Raw genomic sequence first — 17280 nt, 5'->3', positions numbered from 1 at the left:
TCACTGTGCCGCGGCGGCGTCCGGAAAGGGCGCCGTCAATTCCGCCTTGCCGGTCGCCTTGTCATGGATGCAGATCATCCGGTCCTGGCCGTCCTCGTTGCCGATCGTGACCAGCGCGGCGCCATAGCTTTCAGAGCCGAAGGGATTGACCGCGACCGCGATGTCGACCCCGGCCGGCGCCTCGATCAGGGCGCGGCAGGACTGATCGACAGCGGCGCGGAATTCCTCCCAAGCTTCGTCGCTGGACGACCAGGCCGCAACCGGAAGAACCGAAATCAGAATTGCCGCAAGTTGTTGTTTCATCGTTTTTTCTCCTTTCGCGGCCCCCAAGGGAACGAGCCGGCTGCGCAATCGTTCTGCCTCAAACACAGAGAGGTGATCGAATGCCATCGGCCCGCGCAACGCTTTCCATCCTGGCCGCGACAACCCTGACCGCCTGTTCGGGCTATAGCCTGACCGTCGCCGCCACAAGTTGCGACCTGAGCCAGCACCAGCAGTTGGTAGGCATGAATATCGGCGAAGTCTATCTGCCGCCGCAACTGCCCCGCCGGGAAATCAGCCCGGGCCAGGTTGTCACGCGGGAATATCAGCCGCGGCGGCTGAACATCTTCCTTGATCCGAAGGGCTGGATCACCAGCGTGACCTGCGGCTGACGGGCGTCAGGCCCGCGCCCGGTCCACCTGGGCGATGGCGCGCGCGATGGCATCGGGGATCGTCAGTTCGGTCGTGTCCAGCACCACCGCGTCAGCAGCGGGCTTCAAGGGGGCCGTTGCACGTTCGCTGTCGCGGCGGTCGCGTTCCTGCAACTCCCCCAGCATGTCACCGACATGTGCGCCCAACTCGGCGGCACGGCGCACCGCGCGGATCTGGTCCGAGGCGGTGACATAAAGCTTAACCGCCGCATCGGGGCAGATCACCGTGCCGATGTCGCGCCCGTCCAGCACCGCGCCCGGCTCCTGCAGGGCAAAGCGCCGCTGGAACTCAACCAGGGCGGCGCGCACTTCGGGGATCGTGGCGACGCGGCTCGCTGCCTGCCCTGCCCCGGCGCTGCGCAGGTCTGGCCGGGCCAGATCGCCGGCGGTCAGGGTCTGCGCGGCCAGCACCGGATCGCCGCCCTTGGCCCCCGTCGCGCGATACAGAAGCCCGGTGTCCAGGTGGTGAAAGCCGAAATGCGCGGCAAGCGCGCGGGCGATGGTGCCCTTGCCCGAGGCGGCGGGTCCGTCGATGGCGATGATGAATGGCATGGCACGGTCAGACTGGTTGCGCCCCTGCATGGCATGGGCAGGCCGGGAAGGTCCAGTTGCAATCGCACAAGGAAAAACGCCGGCCCCAAGGACCGGCGTTGTCTTCACGAAGCAGAACGGATCAGGCGCCGCTGAGGGTCTTGGCGACCTCGGCTGCGAAATCCTCTTCCTTCTTCTCGATGCCTTCGCCGACGGCGACCCGGGCAAAGCCGGTGATCTCGACGCCCGCTTCCTTGGCGGCCTGCTCGACCGTCAGGTCGGGGTTGATCACGAAGGGCTGGCCCAGCAGCGTGTTTTCGCCCACGAACTTCTTCATCCGGCCGGGGATGATGTTGTTCTGGATCACGGCTTCCGGCTTCGGCTTGGCCGAGGCGGCGTTTTCTTCCAGCGCCTTGGCGGTCTGGACCTGCAGCTCACGCTCCAGCAGGGTCGGATCCAGCGTGGCTTCGGACAGCGACAGCGGGCTGGTTGCGGCGATGTGCATGGCAAACTGCTTGCCGATAGCCTGCGCCTTGTCCTTGTCGCCCTTCAGCGAGACCAGAACGCCGATCTTGCCCATGCCTTCGGCAGCGGCGTTGTGGACATACGAGACGACAGTGTCGCCTTCCAGCGCGTGCATCCGGCGGAGCGTCATGTTCTCGCCGATGCGGGCAATGGCGTCGGTCAGCACGTCCGCGACCGGCTTGCCGTTCAGGTGCGTGGCCTTCAGAACCTCGATGTCGTCGGCAGTGGTCAACGCGATTTCGGCAATCTCGCGCACGAGCTGCTGGAAGTCCGCGTTCTTGGCAACGAAATCGGTTTCCGAGTTGATCTCGACGGCGACGCCGCGGCCATCGGTGACCTGAACGCCCACCAGACCTTCGGCGGCGACGCGGTCGGCCTTCTTGGCAGCCTTGGCCAGACCCTTGGTGCGCAGCCAGTCGATGGCGGCTTCCATGTTGCCGTCGGTTTCGGTCAGCGCCTTCTTGGCGTCCATCATCCCTGCGCCGGTCGTTTCGCGCAGCTCTTTCACCATCGCGGCGGTGATAGCCATGATCCGTCTCCTTTGATCAACGCGTCAGGCGGGGCATATCCCCGCCTGACGACAATTCCGTAAAAGTACCGTGCAATGCCGATCAGGCGTCGGCGGTCGCCTGTTCGCCGGCCGCTTCGTCCAGAAGCTCCTCGGGAGCCTCGGACAGCGCGCCAACATCGACACCCGCCGCGCCCATCTGGGCCGACATGCCGTCAAGCGCGGCGCGGCTGGCCAGGTCGCAATACAGCGCGATGGCACGGGCGGCGTCGTCATTGCCGGGGATGATGTAGTCCACGCCTTCGGGCGAGCAGTTGGTATCGACCACGGCCACGACCGGGATGCCCAGCTTCTTGGCTTCCAGGATCGCCAGGTCTTCCTTGTTCACGTCGATGACGAACAGCAGGTCCGGCAGGCCGCCCATGTCGCGGATGCCGCCCAGCGAGGCTTGCAGCTTCTGCTGCTCGCGCTCGAGCTGCAGACGCTCTTTCTTGGTCAGACCCTCGGCGCCGCCAGCCATGGTCTCGTCAATGGCCTTCAAGCGGCTGATCGACTGCGAGACGGTCTTCCAGTTGGTCAGCGTGCCACCCAGCCAGCGGTGGTTCATGTAGAACTGTGCCGAACGTTCGGCGGCATCGGCGATCGGCTTCTGGGCCTGGCGCTTGGTGCCGACGAACAGCACGCGGCCGCCCTTGGCGACGGTGTCGCGCACGACCTGCAGGGCCGCGTCCAGCATCGGGACGGTCTGCGTCAGGTCCAGGATGTGGATGCCGTTGCGGTCGCCATAAATGAATTCCGCCATGCGCGGATTCCAGCGCTGCGTCTGGTGACCGTAGTGAACGCCAGCTTCAAGCAGCTGACGCAGAGAGAATTCGGGAAGCGCCATGTCCATGTCCTTTCCGGTTTGCGCCTTGGCAGGGGAATTCAGGGCAGATGCCCCAACCGGTGGACCTTTTGCGGATTTCTCCCGCAAGGGCCCGCCCCTGCCTGTGAAGTGAGCGGGCAAATAGACCCTGCACGGCGAATTTGCAAGCCCCGTCAGGTGCCCGGCCAGATAAAACATGACGAATCTGTCAGTTGCTGGGACTGGGCCGGTCAGGCAAGATCGAACAGAAAGGGGTCCAGCCATGGCCGACAGCCGCTTTCACTTTGGACGACAATACGATTTCTATGAAGTGCTTGCAGACGGAATTGTCCACGGAGTCGGGGTTGCCCTGGCCCTGGTGGGCGTCACCGCGCTGATCTTCCACACCGCGATCTCGGCCGAGCGGGCGGAACTGCTGGCGGCGGCGATCTATGGCGGCGGGCTGATCCTCGCGCTGGCCGCGTCCTTCACCTACAACATGCTGCCGCATTCACCGCTGAAATGGTATCTCAGGCGGCTCGATCACTCGGCGATCTTCATCCTGATTGCCGCGACCTACACGCCGTTCCTGCACAAGGCATCCTCTGACCCGACGGTGCTGGCGCTGCTGGTGTCGATCTGGACCATGGCGGCGCTTGGCGTCGCGCTGAAATGCCTGCTGCCTGGACGATACGACCGGCTGGCGATCCTGCTCTATATCCTCATGGGGTGGAGCGGACTGATCGCCTTTGGCCCCATCTCGGACCATCTGCCGCCGGTGTCGATGCTGCTGATCGTCGTGGGCGGTGTGGTCTATACCGCCGGCGTGATCTTCCATGTCTGGCAACGGCTGCGGTTCCAGAACGCGATCTGGCATGGCTTTGTCGTCACCGCGGCCGCGATCCATTATGTCGCCGTGCTGGTCGCGGTCTGATAGCGATAACGCAATTTCGCGTCCGGCACGGCAAAGCGCTTGCATCGACCCCGACCAGCGGGCAGTTTGCCGGCAGATCGCGGTAGACGAGGTGGCGCCATGAATCCTGAAATCCAGTCGCAAAAGACGCGGGCGCTGTGCCGGCTGGCCCCGGTGATCCCTGTTATCGTCATCAAGAATGCCGAACGCGCGGCCGGCCTTGCGCAGGCGCTGGTGACCGGCGGCCTTCCGGTGCTGGAGATCACGTTGCGGTCGGATGCCGCGCTGGACGCGATCCAGGCGATGTCGGGCGTTTCGGGCGGGCATGTGGGCGCGGGAACGGTGCTGACCCCGGATGACGCGAAACGCGCCAAGGATGCGGGGGCGACCTTTGCCGTCTCGCCCGGCCTGACCGACCGGCTGATCGCGGCCTGCGAGGAACTGGAACTGCCGCTGCTGCCCGGCGCCGCCACCGCGTCCGAGGTGATGCGCGCCGCCGATGCCGGCTATGACATGCTGAAGTTCTTCCCGGCCGAGGCGATCGGCGGCGCGCCCGCGCTGAAATCGCTGGCGGGGCCCTTGCCGAAGATCAGCTTCTGCCCGACCGGCGGCATCACGACCGCCAATGCCGGCGACTACCTGTCCCTGCCGAACGTGGTCTGCGTGGGCGGCAGTTGGATCGCCACCGATGCCGATGTCAGGGCCGAGAACTGGGGCGCGATCCAGGAACGGGCGCATGCCGCATCCAGGCTGAGCCGGGGCTGACCTTGTCCACCGACGACAGGCGCGCCCGCCGCAACGTGATCGTGCTGGTGGCGGCGCAGGCGATCCTGGGCGCGCAGATGTCGGTGATATTCATCGTCGGGGGGCTTGCGGGCCAGATACTGGCGCCCCACCCCTGCATCGCCACCCTGCCCCTGTCGATGATCGTGCTGGGATCCGCCCTGACGGCCCGGCCCCTGGCCCGGCTGATGCAGGAACGCGGCAGGCAGACCGGGTTCCTGCTTGCCGTCTTGGCGGGTGGCATGGGTGCCGCCCTGGCGGCCTGGGGCTTGTCGGCCGGATCGTTCTGGCTGTTCATGGCCGGGTCCCTGCTAACCGGCATCTACATGTCCGCCCAAGGATTTTACCGCTTCGCCGCGACCGACCTCGCGTCCGAGGATTACGCCCCCCGCGCGATCAGCTGGGTAATGGCGGGCGGGCTGGCGGCCGCGATCATCGGCCCCGCCGTGGTGCGCGCGACGGACGGGCTGACGGCGGTGCCCTTCCTTGCGGCCTATCTGGCGGTGATCGGGCTGAACGCGCTTGGGCCTTTCCTGTTCGCGTTTCTTGACAGTCCGAAACCTGCCCTTGCCGAAGCAGATCATGGCGCCGGTCGCCCACTGGCCGAACTGCTGCGCCAGCCGCAGATCGCCGTCGCAATGATCTGCGGCATGGTCGCCTATGCGCTGATGAACCTGGTGATGACCTCGACCCCGCTGGCGGTCGTGGGTTGTGGCTTTGCACCCACCGACGCGGCCAATATCGTCAGCGCGCATGTGCTGGCCATGTTCGGCCCCAGCTTCTTCACCGGCCACCTGATCGCCCGTTTCGGGGCCGAACGGATCGTCGCCGTGGGCCTGCTGCTGCTGGCCTTCGCCGGGGCCACGGCGCTGTCGGGGGTGGAACTGTCGCATTTCTTCGCCACCCTGATCCTGCTGGGGATGGGCTGGAACTTTGGGTATATCGGCGCCACCGCCATGCTGACCCGTGCCCACGCGCCCGAGGAACGGGGCCGCGTCCAGGGGCTGAACGACGCCGTGGTTTTCGGCGGCGTGTTCCTCGCCTCCTTGTCGTCGGGCGGGCTGATGAACTGCAGCGGCGGATCGGTCATCGCGGGCTGGAGCGCGGTCAACCTGGCGATGCTGCCCTTCCTGGTGCTGGCAGGAGGGTCGTTGATCTGGCTGATGCTGCGCCCGGAGGATGGGTGAAGGCAGGGCGCTTCGCCCTGGGGCCAAGATGAAGATCAGAACAGCGATTTCTGTTCAGGCGTCTTGGGCTTGCGCGCGGGTTTAGACGGCGCGCCTTCCGGCCGGGCAATGACGCGGCCGTCCGCGAATTCCAGCTCCACCTGCGGCATCTGGCGCGCGGCCTGGGCCGAGGTGACAACACCATCCGGACCGCGCACAACGACAAAGCCCCGCTTCAGCGTTTCGGTATAGCCAAGCGACAGCCGCATCCGATCCATCCGCTGCAACGCATCATCGCGCGTGCGGATCGCCCTATGCGCCGCCAGATCCAACCGCCGCGACAGGTCGGCCAGCTTCTGATTCTGCGTGGAAATCGCCCGCCGCGTCATCGCCATCACCCGCGCCAGCGAAGCATCGAGGCGTTCCTGCATCGCCGTCATCCTGTCGCGACGCCGCTCCAGCCGCCGGGTCGCGGCGGCATCCAGCCGGTGCTCCAGCCGGTGCAGCGCGTGGCCCTTGCCATCCGTGAACCGGCGCAACAGCGCCACCGGCATGGGCCGCGCCGCAAGCTGGTGCCTGCGCGTGCGCACCAGCCCGTGCAGCGCCGGGTCCAGCCGCCCGGCCCACAGATCCAGGCGCTGCCGGGCGCTTTCCGTCAGCGCGGCCGGTCGGCCCAACGCGCGGGACAGGTCGCGCAGCCGCTGCCGGGGACGGTCGATGTGATGCAGGCTGCAGCGCAGCAGCCGGGCCTGCGATTCAGCCAGACGCGCCGACAGTTCGGCCAGCACGGGCACCGCCATTTCCGCCGCGGCGGTCGGCGTTGGCGCGCGCCGGTCCGAGGCGAAGTCGATCAGCGTCGTGTCCGTCTCGTGCCCCACGGCCGAGATCAGCGGAATGCGGCTTTCGGCGGCGGCGCGGACCACGGCTTCCTCGTTGAAGCCCCACAGGTCCTCCAGGCTGCCGCCGCCCCGGGCGACGATCAGCAGGTCCGGGCGCGGGATCGCCCCGCCCTGCGGCAGGTCGTTGAAACCCCGGATCGCGGCGGCCACCTGCGGGGCGCAGCCTTCGCCCTGCACCGCTACCGGCCAAATCAGCACACGGGTCGGAAAGCGGTCGCGCAGCCGGTGCAGGATGTCGCGGATCACCGCCCCGGAAGGCGAGGTCACGACCCCGATCACGCGCGGCAAGGACGGCAGCGGCCGCTTGCGCGCTTCGTCAAAAAGCCCTTCGGCTGCAAGCGCCTGGCGGCGCTTTTCCAGCATGGCCATCAGGGCGCCCAAGCCTGCAGGCTCGATCTGGTCCACGATCAGTTGGTACTTCGACTGGCCTGGAAAGGTGGTGATCCGGCCAGTGGCGATGACCTCCATCCCCTCCTCGGGGCGCTGCGCCAGCTTGGACGCCTGCCCCTTCCAGGTGACGGCCGCCAGCACCGAGCGGTCATCCTTCAGGTCGAAATACAGGTGCCCCGACGAGGGACGCGACACACGGCCGATCTCTCCACGCACGCGGACGCGGCCGAACTGATCCTCGAGGCTGCGCTTGACCGCGCCCGACAGTTCCGAAACCGTGAATTCATAGGCGTTGCTGCCCGGAGCGTCTTCCAGCAAATCCATGCGTCTTGTTCCCTTTCGCGGCCCAGACTAGAACGCCGCGACCAGAAGCGAAAGGGCGGCCCATGAACATCCTGATCCTCGGCGGCGGCGGGCGCGAACATGCGCTGGCCTGGGCGATCCGGCAGAACCCGAAATGCGACCGCCTGATCGTGGCGCCGGGCAATGCGGGCATCGCCAATGTCGCGGAATGCGCCGACCTGAACATCCTGTCGCGCGCCGATGTGCTGGAGTTCGCCCAGGAAAACGCCATCGACTTCGTGGTGATAGGCCCCGAGGCGCCCCTGGCCGCCGGTGTTTCCGATGCCCTGCGGGATGCGGGTTTCCTGGTTTTCGGCCCCTCGCAGGCCGCCGCCCAATTGGAGGCCTCGAAGGCTTTCACCAAGGAAATCTGCGACGCCTGCGGGGCGCCGACCGCCGCCTGGGCCCGCTTCACCGATGCCGCAAGCGCGCGCGAATACGTCACGGCCCAAGGTGCCCCCATCGTGGTCAAGGCCGACGGGCTGGCCGCCGGCAAGGGTGTCACCGTTGCCGAAACCCTACAGCAGGCGCACGAGGCCATCGACGCCATCTTCGACGGCGAATTCGGCGAGATGTCCGTGGTGATCGAGGAGTTCATGGCCGGCGAAGAGGCGAGCTTCTTCATCCTCTGCGACGGCAAGGACTGCCTGCCGATCGGCACCGCGCAGGACCACAAGCGTGTGGGCGACGGCGATACCGGTCCGAATACCGGCGGCATGGGCGCATACAGCCCGGCCCCGATCCTGACCGAGGCCCTGCAGGATCAGGTCATGGCGAAGATCGTGCGCCCCACGGTGGCCGAGATGGCGGCCCGCGCGATGCCGTTCCAGGGCGTCCTTTACGCCGGGCTGATGATCGAAGGCGGCCGCGCCCGCCTGGTCGAATACAATGTCCGCTTCGGGGACCCCGAATGCCAGGTCCTGATGATGCGGCTTGGAGGGCAGGTGCTGGACCTGCTGCTGGCCTGCGCCGAAGGACGGTTGGCCGGCATGTCGGTCAACTGGGCGGACGACCACGCCCTGACGGTCGTGATGGCTGCGCAGGGCTACCCCGGAAGATACCGGAAAGGCAGCGTCATCAATGGTTTGAATGGCCTTTCCGAGAGCAGCTTCGCCATGACCTTTCACGCGGGCACGGCCGGCAAGGATGGCCAGACCATCGCCACCGGCGGCCGCGTCCTGGCCTGCACCGGCCGCGGTTCCACCCTGGCCGAGGCGCATCGGCGCGCCTATGCCCAGGTGGATGCCATCGACTGGCCCGAGGGCTTCTGCCGCCGCGACATCGGCTGGCGCGCGCTCTGACTTCTTCTTCACTCAAATATCCCCGCCGGAGGCATCCGACGGGGCCGGTCGCGGACCGTCAAAGGGAAGAGTACAGCCCTTCATAGATCGGCAGCAGGGTATCGGTCTCGAACAGGCTGCTGACCGAGGTGCCGTTCCAGATGTTCAGGATCGCCTGCGTGAACATCGGCGCGGTCGGCACGATGCGGATGTTCGGCGCCGACCTTACCGCGTCGGTCGGCTGGATCGAATCGGTGATGACCAGCGACTTCATCACCGACTTGCTGACCCGCTCCACCGCCGGGCCGGACAGGACGCCATGGGTGATATAGGCGTGAACCTCGGTCGCGCCGCTGTCGGTCAGGGTCTGCGCGGCCTTCACCAGCGTTCCGGCAGTGTCGCAAATGTCATCCACGATGATGCAGACCTTGCCTTCGACATCGCCGATCACGGTCATCTCGGCCACTTCGCCCGCCTTTTCGCGGCGCTTGTCGACGATGGACAAGGGCGCCCCGATCCGCGTCGCCAGTTCGCGCGCGCGGGCCACGCCGCCCACGTCGGGCGAAACCACCATCAGGTCGTTCATGCGGCCCCGGAAGTGATGCTGCACGTCCAGCGCAAAGACCGGGGCGGCGTAAAGGTTGTCCACCGGAATGTCGAAGAAGCCCTGAATCTGGGCCGCGTGCAGATCCAGCGTCAGGACGCGGTCGATTCCGGACTCGGTCAGCAGGTTCGCTACCAGCTTGGCGCTGATCGGCGTGCGGGCCTTGGCGCGGCGGTCCTGCCGGGCATAACCGAAATAGGGAATGACCGCCGTGATCCGCGCCGCGGACGACCGCTTCAGCGCGTCCGACATGATCAGCAGTTCCATCAGGTTGTCGTTCGCCGGGTTCGAGGTCGGCTGGATGATGTACATGTCCTCGCCGCGCACGTTCTCGAACACCTCGACGAAGATTTCCTGATCATTGAACCGCTCGACCCGGGCATCGCAAAGGCTGACGTTCATCCCCCGGTGCATCGACATCCGCCGCGCGATGGCGGCGGCCAGGGTGCGGTTGGCGTTTCCGGAAATCAGCTTGGGTTCGGTCATGACAGGCATGGAAGGGGCCTTTGCGCGGGGATTCGTCAGATTGCGCCCGCCTTAGCACCCGGCTAGCCTGCGGGCAAACTGCGAAGGTTCGTCATGGCCAACATCGACTATTATTTCGGAACGATCAGCCCCTGGGCCTATCTGGCAGGCGACCGCCTGGAACGGATCGCAGAGCGCCACGGCGCGGCGATCACCTACAAGCCCGTGGATATCCTCCAGCTTTTCGACCGGACAGGCGGCGTCCGGCCCGCCAACCGCCATCCCAGCCGGATGGACTATCGTGCCCAGGAACTGCCCCGCTGGGCCGATCACCTGGGGATGCCCCTGAACCTGAAGCCCGCCCATTGGCCCGTGAACATGGCGCCGTCCTCTTACGCCATCATCGCGGCCCAGCAGGCAGGCGGCGGTGATCTGGCCGGACTGGTGCAGGGCTTCCTGCGCGCCGTCTGGGCCGAGGAGCGCGACATCAGCGATGACGCCGTGATTCGCGACATCCTGGGCGCGCATGGCTTCGACCCTTCGCTGGCCGACAAGGGATTGTTCATCGGCGCCGAGACCTATGGCCGCAACCTGGAACAGGCGGTCGAGGCAGGAGTCTTCGGATCGCCCTTCTATGTGGTGCGGGAAACCGGCCAGCGGTTCTGGGGCCAGGATCGGCTGGACTTCCTCGACCGGCAACTGTCGGCATCATGACCGGCATTCACAAGCGCCACTGGCCCGGCGACAAGGGCCGCCCGGCGCTGGCGCTGCATTGCATGATGGGAAGCGCCGGCTATTGGGGGCCGATCTCCCGGCGGCTGGACGGACGCGTCGACCTGACCGGCTTCGACATGCCAAGTCACGGGCGCAGCGGTTCATGGGTCGCAGGGTCCGAAGGGCCGGACTTCCACACCGCCGTCACCCGGATCGCGGCCAGCTTCATCGACCGGCCGCTTGATCTGATCGGCCACAGCCTTGGGGCCACGGTGGCATTGCGCATCGCCGTCGCCGCGCCCGAGGCCATCCGCAGCCTGACCCTGATCGAACCCGTGTTGTTTGCGGCAGCCTCCGACGCGGAGCAGGAACACCGGGATCGGGTCATTTCCGGATTTCTGGCCGAGGGCCGCATCGAGGATGCCGCCCGTGCCTTCATCGATGTCTGGGGCGCGCAGGCCTTCGATGACCTGCCCCTGCCCGCCCGCCGGATGATGGCCGAACAGATCCCTCTGGTCGCAGAGGCCGACGACACGCTGACCAATGATCGGGCGAATATCCTGCGCGACGGCGGCCTGGAGGCCATCGATGCCCCCGTCCTGATCATCGCGGGCCAACAGTCGCCAAAGGTGATCCACGGCATTGCCGATGCCTTGGCCGAACGTCTTGCCGATGTCGGGCGCGCTACCGTGCCGGGGGCGGGCCATATGCTGCCCCTGACCCATCCCGACGAAACGGCGGGCCTGATCGCCGTCAGCCTTGACCGCGCCTAGACGGTGAAGTCGTCATCATGACGGACCGCGCCGATGGCCAGCCATTCGGCGCGGATCCGCGCGACCTTTGTATCGCCCCAGGTCCGGAAGACGATCTCGAAACCTGTCGCGGTAACCTGCTCGGCGCAGATGTCCGCGCGCTGGTTCGCCCTTCCCTCGATATCCCACATGCCGATCGTCACATGCACGGCTGGCGGAGCAGCGAAAGGTTCGGGAAACGTGACGGATTGGCGCATGATGCGCGGCCCCTCGCCGGTCCACATGACCCCCTGATCCTCGAATGCCGAGAACAGAAGTTGGGAACCCTGGCAAACCCCCACCGCATGATGACTCAGCCGTCGCATCTGCAACCTCTGCGTAATCATGAGGCAGGTTAACCGTTCTGCAATGCTGTAAAAAGCTGCTAATTGGACAACTGCGGCAGGGCCTGCTAGGCGAACGCTTCTTCGAAGGCCCCCTCCAGTATCTCGATCCTGCCATGGCGGTCCACCAGGGCGGCATCGAAGCGCAGTTCCGGAACCGGCGCATGGCCTTCCTTGTCGCAATATTCCAGCGCCGCGCGCATGATCCGGCCTTGTTGCGCCAGCCCCAGTTTCTGCGCCGCCTCCTCATGGCTACCGGATTGCTTGACCTCGACAAAAACCAGGCACTGCCCTGCCCGGCAGATCAGGTCGACTTCTCCCGACTTTCCGCGCCAGCGCCGGGCCAGGATCGTCATGCCCCGGCCCTCCAGGCTGCGGGCTACGCTCTCTTCGGCCATGGCCCCCGACAGATGGGCAAGCCGCCCGCGCGCGCGCCGGGCAGGCGAGACCGCACGGGGCGCGGCCGGCCAGCTCTCATCGAAATCCAACACATTTGCATAGGCCATGATCAATCCTCACCCTCGTCCAATGTCAGCGCGATCTGATAAACGTCACGCCGCGGCAGGCCCAGTTCGGCCGCAACCTCTTTCGCGGCATCCTTCACCGTCATTCGTCCCAGCCTGCCCCGAAGGGCCTGCCGGATGGCGTCATCGTCGACCACCACGGCCCCCGGCCGATCGACCAGCATCACGACCTCACCCTTGAGGGCAGCCATGCGCGGATCCTGCGCCAGTTCGGCTGCGGTGCCCCGGATCACTTCCTCGAACTTCTTGGTCAGTTCCCGCGCCACCACCGTAGTCCGATTCGCATCAACCTCGCACATCTCTTCCAATGTTTGGTTAACGCGTCGGGGGCTTTCGAACAGGATCAGCGTCGCATCGACCGCCATCCACTGCCGCAGCCATGACATGCGCGCGCCCCTGGTCGATGGAGGAAAGCCCGCGAACAGGAAGCGGTCGCTTGGCAGGCCTGACAGGGTCAGTGCCACCAGAGGAGCCGAGGGACCGGGGATGGCATGGACGCGGTGACCGGACGCGGCCGCGTCGCGGGCCAGGCGAAAGCCCGGATCGGCCACCAGCGGCGTCCCCGCGTCCGAGGCATAGGCGAGGCTGGCACCCTCGGCCAGGGCCGCCAGCAGCGCAGGTCGGGCGCGCTCGCCGTTATGGTCGTGATAGGGCAGGATCCGCCGACCCCGCAGGGGAATGCCATGGATGTCCAGCAGGTGGCGCAGCACGCGCGTGTCCTCGGCCGCCAGCAGATCGGCCGTGTTCAGGACGTCCAGCGCCCGCAGGGTAATGTCGCGCGCCGTGCCGATGGGCGTCGCCACCAGGTAAAGGCCGGCGTCGAGGCGGCTTGCCTCGACATGGGCCGCCAGGCGTTGCGGGGGCTGGATGTCCATTGCGTTTTCCTTCCGACTGATTGCCAAGCCAGCCCGTTGGTCCTAGGCTGCCCGCACCTCGCCGATACCTCACAGCAGGAAAGTTTCATATGGTCGTTTCCGCTACAACCCGGCCCGCCAGCGGATTGGGCCGCGTCGTTGCCCGCGCCGCTGCCATCCTGTCCGCCTTCGTCCTTGCCGCTTGCGAGCCCGTGGGCGGATCGCAGCAGGCCAGCGGTCCCGCCATCGGGCCCCTGATCAATCCGGGCGAGCCCGTGCGCATCGCCCTGCTGGCCCCCGGAGGCAGTGGGTCCAATGATCTGGAATGGCTGTCGCGCAGCCTGAAGAACGCGGCGCGGATGGCCGCGGCGGATGCGCAGGGCGCCAATATCGACCTTCGCGTCTATGACACCGGCACCAGCACGGCGCAGGCCGTGGCGCAGGCCAACGCCGCCGTCGATGCGGGCGCGCAGATCATCGTCGGCCCGCTGTTCGCCGAAGGCGCGAATGCCGTGGGCAATGCGATGCGGCCGCGGAACGTGAACGTCCTGACATTCTCCAACAATGCCGAGATCGCCGGGGGCAACGTCTTCATCCTGGGCAACAGCTTCGCCAATGTGGCGAACCGCCTGGTCGCCTATGGCACCCGGCAGGGCAAGCGCAACATCTATGTCGTGGCCGAGGATGACATCGCCGGCCAGCTTGGCGGGCGCGCGATCGAAACCGCCATCGCCCGCAACCGCGCGCGTCTGGCCGGGCGCAGCAACCATCCTGTCTCGATCAGCGGGATCGACGCCGTGACCCCGCAGATCGTCGCTGCCGCGCAGTCGGGGCAGGTCGATGCCGTCTTCATGACTGCCAACAACCAGGCCGTGCTGCCGTATCTGACCGAGAAGCTGGCTGCGGCCGGGGTCCGGTCGCCCGTCACGCAGATGATGGGGCTGACCCGCTGGGACCAGCCCGCCAACCGCATCGGGATGCCGCAACTGCAGGAAGGCTGGTTCGCGATCCCTGACCAGGGACTCAAGTCGCAGTTCGACGCGCGCTATCGCAGCGCCTATGGCGAGCAGCCGCATGAACTGGCGAGCCTTGCCTATGACGGGGTTGCTGCCATCGCCTCGCTGGTGCGCACCGGAAACCGCAATGCGCTGACCACGACCGGGCTGACCCAGGATGCCGGCTTCTCGGGCGTGGGCGGGGTCTTCCGGCTGCGGCTGGACGGAACCTCGGAACGGGCGCTGGCCGTGGCGACGCTGCGCGGGAAACGGCTGGTCATTCTTGATCCCGCGCCGCGCGGCTTTGGCGGCGGGGGCTTCGGGTTCTGACCTTGGCCGACCTGTCCGACACGACCATCCTGCAAAGCGCCCCGGCCCTGTCCGGGGCGCATCCGATCTTCGAGCCCGCCAGATTCCTTCCGATCCTCGACGCGGCCTTGGCGGGACTGACCGAGCGCAAGGAGATCCGCGCCCGCACCGTGGCGCTGCTGGCCGAGGCCCGGACGCAGGCCATGCACGCGATCGAGGCAGGCCTTGCCAGCCATCCCCGCGCCGCCCGCGAAACCGTCCGGGCCATCGCCACCCTGACCGACGGGATCGTCATCGCCACCCATCACGTCGCCACGACCCGCCTGCACCCCCGGCCGTCCCCCTCCGAGGCCGAGCGCCTGGCGGTGCTGGGCGTCGGCGGCTATGGCCGGGCCGAGATGGCCCCGGCCTCCGATGTGGACCTGCTGTTCCTGACCCCCTGGAAGATCACCGCCTGGGCGGAAAGCGTCGTCGAATCGATGCTGTACATCCTGTGGGACCTGAAGCTGAAGATCGGCCATTCGATCCGCAGTGTGGACGACTGCATCCGCCTCGGCACGGGCGACATGACCATCCGCACTTCGCTGGTGGAACATCGCCTGGTCACCGGCCATGCCCCCTTGGCCGAGGAGCTGCGCGAACGCCTTTGGGTCGAGCTTTTCTCGAAGACCGTTCCCGAGTTCATCGAGGCCAAGCTGGACGAACGCGCCGCCCGCCACCAGCGGCAGGGCGGACAGCGCTATGTCCTGGAACCCAATGTCAAGGAGGGCAAGGGCGGGCTCCGTGACCTTCAGACGCTTTACTGGATCGCGAAATACATCCACCGCGTGGACCGGGCCGTCGAACTGGTTGATCTGGGCGTCTTCACGCGCGAAGAACACCTGGCCTTCTGGCAGGCCGAGGATTTCCTCTGGGCCGTGCGCTGCCACCTGCACCTGATCGCGGGCCGCCCCGTCGATGTGCTGTCCTTCGACATGCAGGTCGAGGTGGCGCGCCGCATGGGCTACAAGGACACCTCGGCCCGGCGCGGGGTCGAGTATTTCATGCAGGATTACTTTCGCCACGCTACCCATGTGGGCGAGCTGACCCGCGTCTTCCTGACCGAGTTGGAAACCCGCCACGTCCGCAGCGCGCCCTTCCTGGGTCGCCTGTTCCGCCGCCGCCGCAAGATGAAGGCGGGCTTCATCGACCAGCATGGCCGCCTTGGCATCACGGACGAGGCCGGGTTCCTGAAGGATCCGCTGAATATCCTGCGCCTGTTCGAGGAGGCGCTGCGCACAGGCATCCTGATCCACCCGGATGCCATGCGCCTGGTCGCGGCCAACCTGGAGCTGATCGACGACAAGGTCCGCAGCGACCCGGAAGCCATCCGCATCTTCATGGACCTGCTGCTGAAGCACGGCAATCCCGAACGCGGCCTGCGCCGCATGAACGAACTGGGCGTTCTGGGCGCCTTTATCCCGGAATTCGAGCCGGTCGTGGCGATGATGCAGTTCAACATGTATCACCACTACACCGTGGACGAACATTCGATCCAATGCGTCGCCGCCCTGGCCGAGATCGAGCGGGGCGAGCATCCATCCGACCTGCCCCTGTCCAGCGAGATCATGGAAAGCGGCGTCAACCGCCGCGTCCTGTATCTGGCGGTGCTTCTGCACGACATCGGCAAGGGCCGGCGAGAGGATCACTCGATCCTCGGCGCGCGGCTGGCGCGGCGGATCGCGGCGCGCTTCGGCTTTCCGCAGGACGACATCGACACGGTGGAATGGCTGGTCCGGAACCACCTGCTGATGTCGGACGTGGCGCAGAAACGCGACATCGCCGACCCCCGCACCCTGCGCGACTTCGCCAAGGCCGTGAAGACGCGCAAGCGGCTGGACATGCTGCTGGTGCTGACCGTCTGCGACATCCGCGGCGTCGGCCCCGGCACCTGGAACAACTGGAAGGCCGCGTTGCTGCGCAAGCTGCACACGGACACGGCCCAGGTTCTGGAAAACGGGCTGGAGGAGCTGAACCGCGACCGCCGCCAGAACGAGGCCAAGCGCAGCCTGCGCCACATGCTGATCGCCAAGGGATGGGAGGCCAGGACCATCCGGGCCGAGCTTGGGCGGCATTACGACAGCTATTGGTCGGGCCTTCCGACCGAAACGCAGGCCACCTTTGCCGAACTGCTGAGCGAGATCGGCCCCGACGATATCCACATCGACCTGCGCGCCGATCCCGACCGCGACGCGACGCGCGCGGCCTTCGTGCTGGCCGACCATCCCGGCATCTTCTCGCGGCTTTGCGGGGCGCTGACGCTGATGGGCGCGAACGTTGTCGATGCGCGGACCTATACGACGCGCGACGGTTTCGCCACGGCGGTATTCTGGGTGCAGGACCCCGATGGCAGCCCCTTTGACGAAGACCGGATGCCCCGGCTGCGCCAGAAGATCCTGCGCATCCTCAAGGGCGAAATCGTCGCGCGCGAGGCCTTCGCCACCCGCGACAAGCCCAAGAAGCGCACCCGGGAATTCAGGTTCCCCACCCATGTCACCTTCGACAACGAAGGCAGCGACATCTATACCATCATCGAGGTCGATACCCGCGACCGCCCGGGCCTGCTTTACGACCTGACGCGGACGCTGGCGGCCAATCATATCCAGATCGTCAGCGCGGTGATCGCGACATTCGGCGCGCAGGTGGTGGACAGTTTCTACGTCAAGGACATGTTCGGCCTGAAGCTGCACAGCGAGGCCAAGCGCGACGCCTTGGAAAAGAAGCTGCGCGCGGCTATTGCCGACGGGGCGAAACGGGCAGAGGCTTGA

The 17280-nt window shown here is 66.6% G+C and carries 18 protein-coding genes; 9 read left to right on the top strand and 9 right to left on the bottom strand.

The annotated features are described in order from the left end of the window. Window positions 1-303 carry a hypothetical protein gene (locus tag OU682_RS09315; RefSeq protein WP_268941813.1) on the bottom strand — a complete coding sequence of 101 codons (303 nt, stop codon included), beginning with the start codon at window positions 301-303 and terminating at the stop codon, window positions 1-3. Between the two features lie 80 nt (window positions 304-383). On the opposite strand from OU682_RS09315, the gene OU682_RS09310 reads away from it, so the two are divergent. Beyond that, window positions 384-653: an I78 family peptidase inhibitor gene (locus tag OU682_RS09310; protein WP_268941812.1), complete on the top strand. Its 270-nt coding sequence runs from the start codon at window positions 384-386 to the stop codon at window positions 651-653. A 6-nt stretch (window positions 654-659) separates the two neighbouring features. On the opposite strand, the gene OU682_RS09305 is transcribed toward OU682_RS09310, so the two are convergent. From OU682_RS09305 to rpsB, 3 genes are all read right to left on the bottom strand, one after another. After that, entirely contained in the window at window positions 660-1244 is a 585-nt protein-coding gene (locus OU682_RS09305) for a (d)CMP kinase (RefSeq protein ID WP_268941810.1), read from the bottom strand. Window positions 1245-1365: 121 nt separating this feature from the next. Next, window positions 1366-2277: a translation elongation factor Ts gene (gene tsf / locus OU682_RS09300; RefSeq protein WP_268941808.1), complete on the bottom strand. Its 912-nt coding sequence runs from the start codon at window positions 2275-2277 to the stop codon at window positions 1366-1368. Between the two features lie 82 nt (window positions 2278-2359). Continuing rightward, entirely contained in the window at window positions 2360-3148 is a 789-nt protein-coding gene (rpsB, locus tag OU682_RS09295; RefSeq protein ID WP_268941806.1) for a 30S ribosomal protein S2, read from the bottom strand. A 235-nt stretch (window positions 3149-3383) separates the two neighbouring features. Here rpsB and trhA point away from each other — a divergent pair, with 235 nt between their 5' ends. From trhA to OU682_RS09280, 3 genes are all read left to right on the top strand, one after another. Continuing rightward, window positions 3384-4034, top strand: coding sequence for a PAQR family membrane homeostasis protein TrhA (gene trhA / locus OU682_RS09290; RefSeq protein ID WP_268941804.1), 651 nt, complete (start codon window positions 3384-3386; stop codon window positions 4032-4034). 99 nt (window positions 4035-4133) lie between these two features. Then, entirely contained in the window at window positions 4134-4778 is a 645-nt protein-coding gene (eda, locus tag OU682_RS09285) for a bifunctional 4-hydroxy-2-oxoglutarate aldolase/2-dehydro-3-deoxy-phosphogluconate aldolase (RefSeq protein ID WP_268941803.1), read from the top strand. Continuing rightward, on the top strand, window positions 4775-5983 hold the full coding sequence (locus tag OU682_RS09280; protein WP_268941840.1) for an MFS transporter: 1209 nt from the start codon (window positions 4775-4777) through the stop codon (window positions 5981-5983). Before eda ends, OU682_RS09280 begins: the two co-directional genes overlap by 4 nt. A gap of 35 nt (window positions 5984-6018) precedes the next feature. Here the strand turns inward: OU682_RS09280 and xseA are convergent, their stop codons facing one another. Further along, window positions 6019-7575, bottom strand: coding sequence for an exodeoxyribonuclease VII large subunit (gene xseA, locus OU682_RS09275; protein ID WP_268941801.1), 1557 nt, complete (start codon window positions 7573-7575; stop codon window positions 6019-6021). 62 nt (window positions 7576-7637) lie between these two features. Here xseA and purD point away from each other — a divergent pair, with 62 nt between their 5' ends. Next, the gene (gene purD, locus OU682_RS09270) at window positions 7638-8894 is read left to right on the top strand and encodes a phosphoribosylamine--glycine ligase (protein WP_268941800.1); all 1257 of its coding nucleotides are present in this window, start codon (window positions 7638-7640) and stop codon (window positions 8892-8894) included. Between the two features lie 58 nt (window positions 8895-8952). On the opposite strand, the gene OU682_RS09265 is transcribed toward purD, so the two are convergent. Beyond that, complete coding sequence (locus OU682_RS09265; RefSeq protein WP_268941799.1) at window positions 8953-9972, bottom strand: ribose-phosphate pyrophosphokinase; 1020 nt, start codon at window positions 9970-9972, stop codon at window positions 8953-8955. 84 nt (window positions 9973-10056) lie between these two features. On the opposite strand from OU682_RS09265, the gene OU682_RS09260 reads away from it, so the two are divergent. Both OU682_RS09260 and OU682_RS09255 read left to right on the top strand, forming a co-directional pair. Next, on the top strand, window positions 10057-10656 hold the full coding sequence (locus tag OU682_RS09260) for a 2-hydroxychromene-2-carboxylate isomerase (protein ID WP_268941798.1): 600 nt from the start codon (window positions 10057-10059) through the stop codon (window positions 10654-10656). After that, a complete protein-coding gene (locus OU682_RS09255; RefSeq protein WP_268941797.1) occupies window positions 10653-11429 on the top strand; it encodes an alpha/beta fold hydrolase in 777 nt (258 codons plus the stop codon). Before OU682_RS09260 ends, OU682_RS09255 begins: the two co-directional genes overlap by 4 nt. Here the strand turns inward: OU682_RS09255 and OU682_RS09250 are convergent. From OU682_RS09250 to rsmI, 3 genes are all read right to left on the bottom strand, one after another. Then, a complete protein-coding gene (locus tag OU682_RS09250; protein ID WP_268941796.1) occupies window positions 11426-11773 on the bottom strand; it encodes an H-type lectin domain-containing protein in 348 nt (115 codons plus the stop codon). The genes OU682_RS09255 and OU682_RS09250 overlap by 4 nt on opposite strands. Window positions 11774-11859: 86 nt before the next feature. Further along, the gene (locus OU682_RS09245) at window positions 11860-12297 is read right to left on the bottom strand and encodes a YraN family protein (RefSeq protein WP_268941795.1); all 438 of its coding nucleotides are present in this window, start codon (window positions 12295-12297) and stop codon (window positions 11860-11862) included. Between the two features lie 2 nt (window positions 12298-12299). Next, on the bottom strand, window positions 12300-13190 hold the full coding sequence (gene rsmI / locus OU682_RS09240; protein WP_268941794.1) for a 16S rRNA (cytidine(1402)-2'-O)-methyltransferase: 891 nt from the start codon (window positions 13188-13190) through the stop codon (window positions 12300-12302). Between the two features lie 89 nt (window positions 13191-13279). Here rsmI and OU682_RS09235 point away from each other — a divergent pair, with 89 nt between their 5' ends. Continuing rightward, complete coding sequence (locus OU682_RS09235) at window positions 13280-14494, top strand: penicillin-binding protein activator (RefSeq protein ID WP_268941793.1); 1215 nt, start codon at window positions 13280-13282, stop codon at window positions 14492-14494. A gap of 65 nt (window positions 14495-14559) precedes the next feature. Beyond that, window positions 14560-17280, top strand: coding sequence for a [protein-PII] uridylyltransferase (locus tag OU682_RS09230; RefSeq protein WP_371832228.1), 2721 nt, complete (start codon window positions 14560-14562; stop codon window positions 17278-17280).

Source organism: Paracoccus benzoatiresistens (assembly GCF_026913015.1).
Classification (GTDB): domain Bacteria; phylum Pseudomonadota; class Alphaproteobacteria; order Rhodobacterales; family Rhodobacteraceae; genus Paracoccus; species Paracoccus benzoatiresistens.
This window is presented reverse-complemented; position numbering and strand designations above follow the sequence as displayed.

What these genes read in the sequence shown, in the direction of transcription:
- OU682_RS09250 (WP_268941796.1), bottom strand. Translation starts at nt 11,773, where the DNA reads ATGCGACGGCTGAGTCATCATGCGGTGGGGGTTTGCCAGGGTTCCCAA.
- OU682_RS09310 (WP_268941812.1), top strand. Translation starts at nt 384, where the DNA reads ATGCCATCGGCCCGCGCAACGCTTTCCATCCTGGCCGCGACAACCCTG.
- OU682_RS09235 (WP_268941793.1), top strand. Translation starts at nt 13,280, where the DNA reads ATGGTCGTTTCCGCTACAACCCGGCCCGCCAGCGGATTGGGCCGCGTC.
- OU682_RS09315 (WP_268941813.1), bottom strand. Translation starts at nt 303, where the DNA reads ATGAAACAACAACTTGCGGCAATTCTGATTTCGGTTCTTCCGGTTGCG.
- rsmI (WP_268941794.1), bottom strand. Translation starts at nt 13,190, where the DNA reads ATGGACATCCAGCCCCCGCAACGCCTGGCGGCCCATGTCGAGGCAAGC.
- trhA (WP_268941804.1), top strand. Translation starts at nt 3,384, where the DNA reads ATGGCCGACAGCCGCTTTCACTTTGGACGACAATACGATTTCTATGAA.
- OU682_RS09265 (WP_268941799.1), bottom strand. Translation starts at nt 9,972, where the DNA reads ATGCCTGTCATGACCGAACCCAAGCTGATTTCCGGAAACGCCAACCGC.
- OU682_RS09255 (WP_268941797.1), top strand. Translation starts at nt 10,653, where the DNA reads ATGACCGGCATTCACAAGCGCCACTGGCCCGGCGACAAGGGCCGCCCG.
- tsf (WP_268941808.1), bottom strand. Translation starts at nt 2,277, where the DNA reads ATGGCTATCACCGCCGCGATGGTGAAAGAGCTGCGCGAAACGACCGGC.
- OU682_RS09305 (WP_268941810.1), bottom strand. Translation starts at nt 1,244, where the DNA reads ATGCCATTCATCATCGCCATCGACGGACCCGCCGCCTCGGGCAAGGGC.
- OU682_RS09245 (WP_268941795.1), bottom strand. Translation starts at nt 12,297, where the DNA reads ATGGCCTATGCAAATGTGTTGGATTTCGATGAGAGCTGGCCGGCCGCG.
- xseA (WP_268941801.1), bottom strand. Translation starts at nt 7,575, where the DNA reads ATGGATTTGCTGGAAGACGCTCCGGGCAGCAACGCCTATGAATTCACG.
- OU682_RS09260 (WP_268941798.1), top strand. Translation starts at nt 10,057, where the DNA reads ATGGCCAACATCGACTATTATTTCGGAACGATCAGCCCCTGGGCCTAT.
- purD (WP_268941800.1), top strand. Translation starts at nt 7,638, where the DNA reads ATGAACATCCTGATCCTCGGCGGCGGCGGGCGCGAACATGCGCTGGCC.
- eda (WP_268941803.1), top strand. Translation starts at nt 4,134, where the DNA reads ATGAATCCTGAAATCCAGTCGCAAAAGACGCGGGCGCTGTGCCGGCTG.
- rpsB (WP_268941806.1), bottom strand. Translation starts at nt 3,148, where the DNA reads ATGGACATGGCGCTTCCCGAATTCTCTCTGCGTCAGCTGCTTGAAGCT.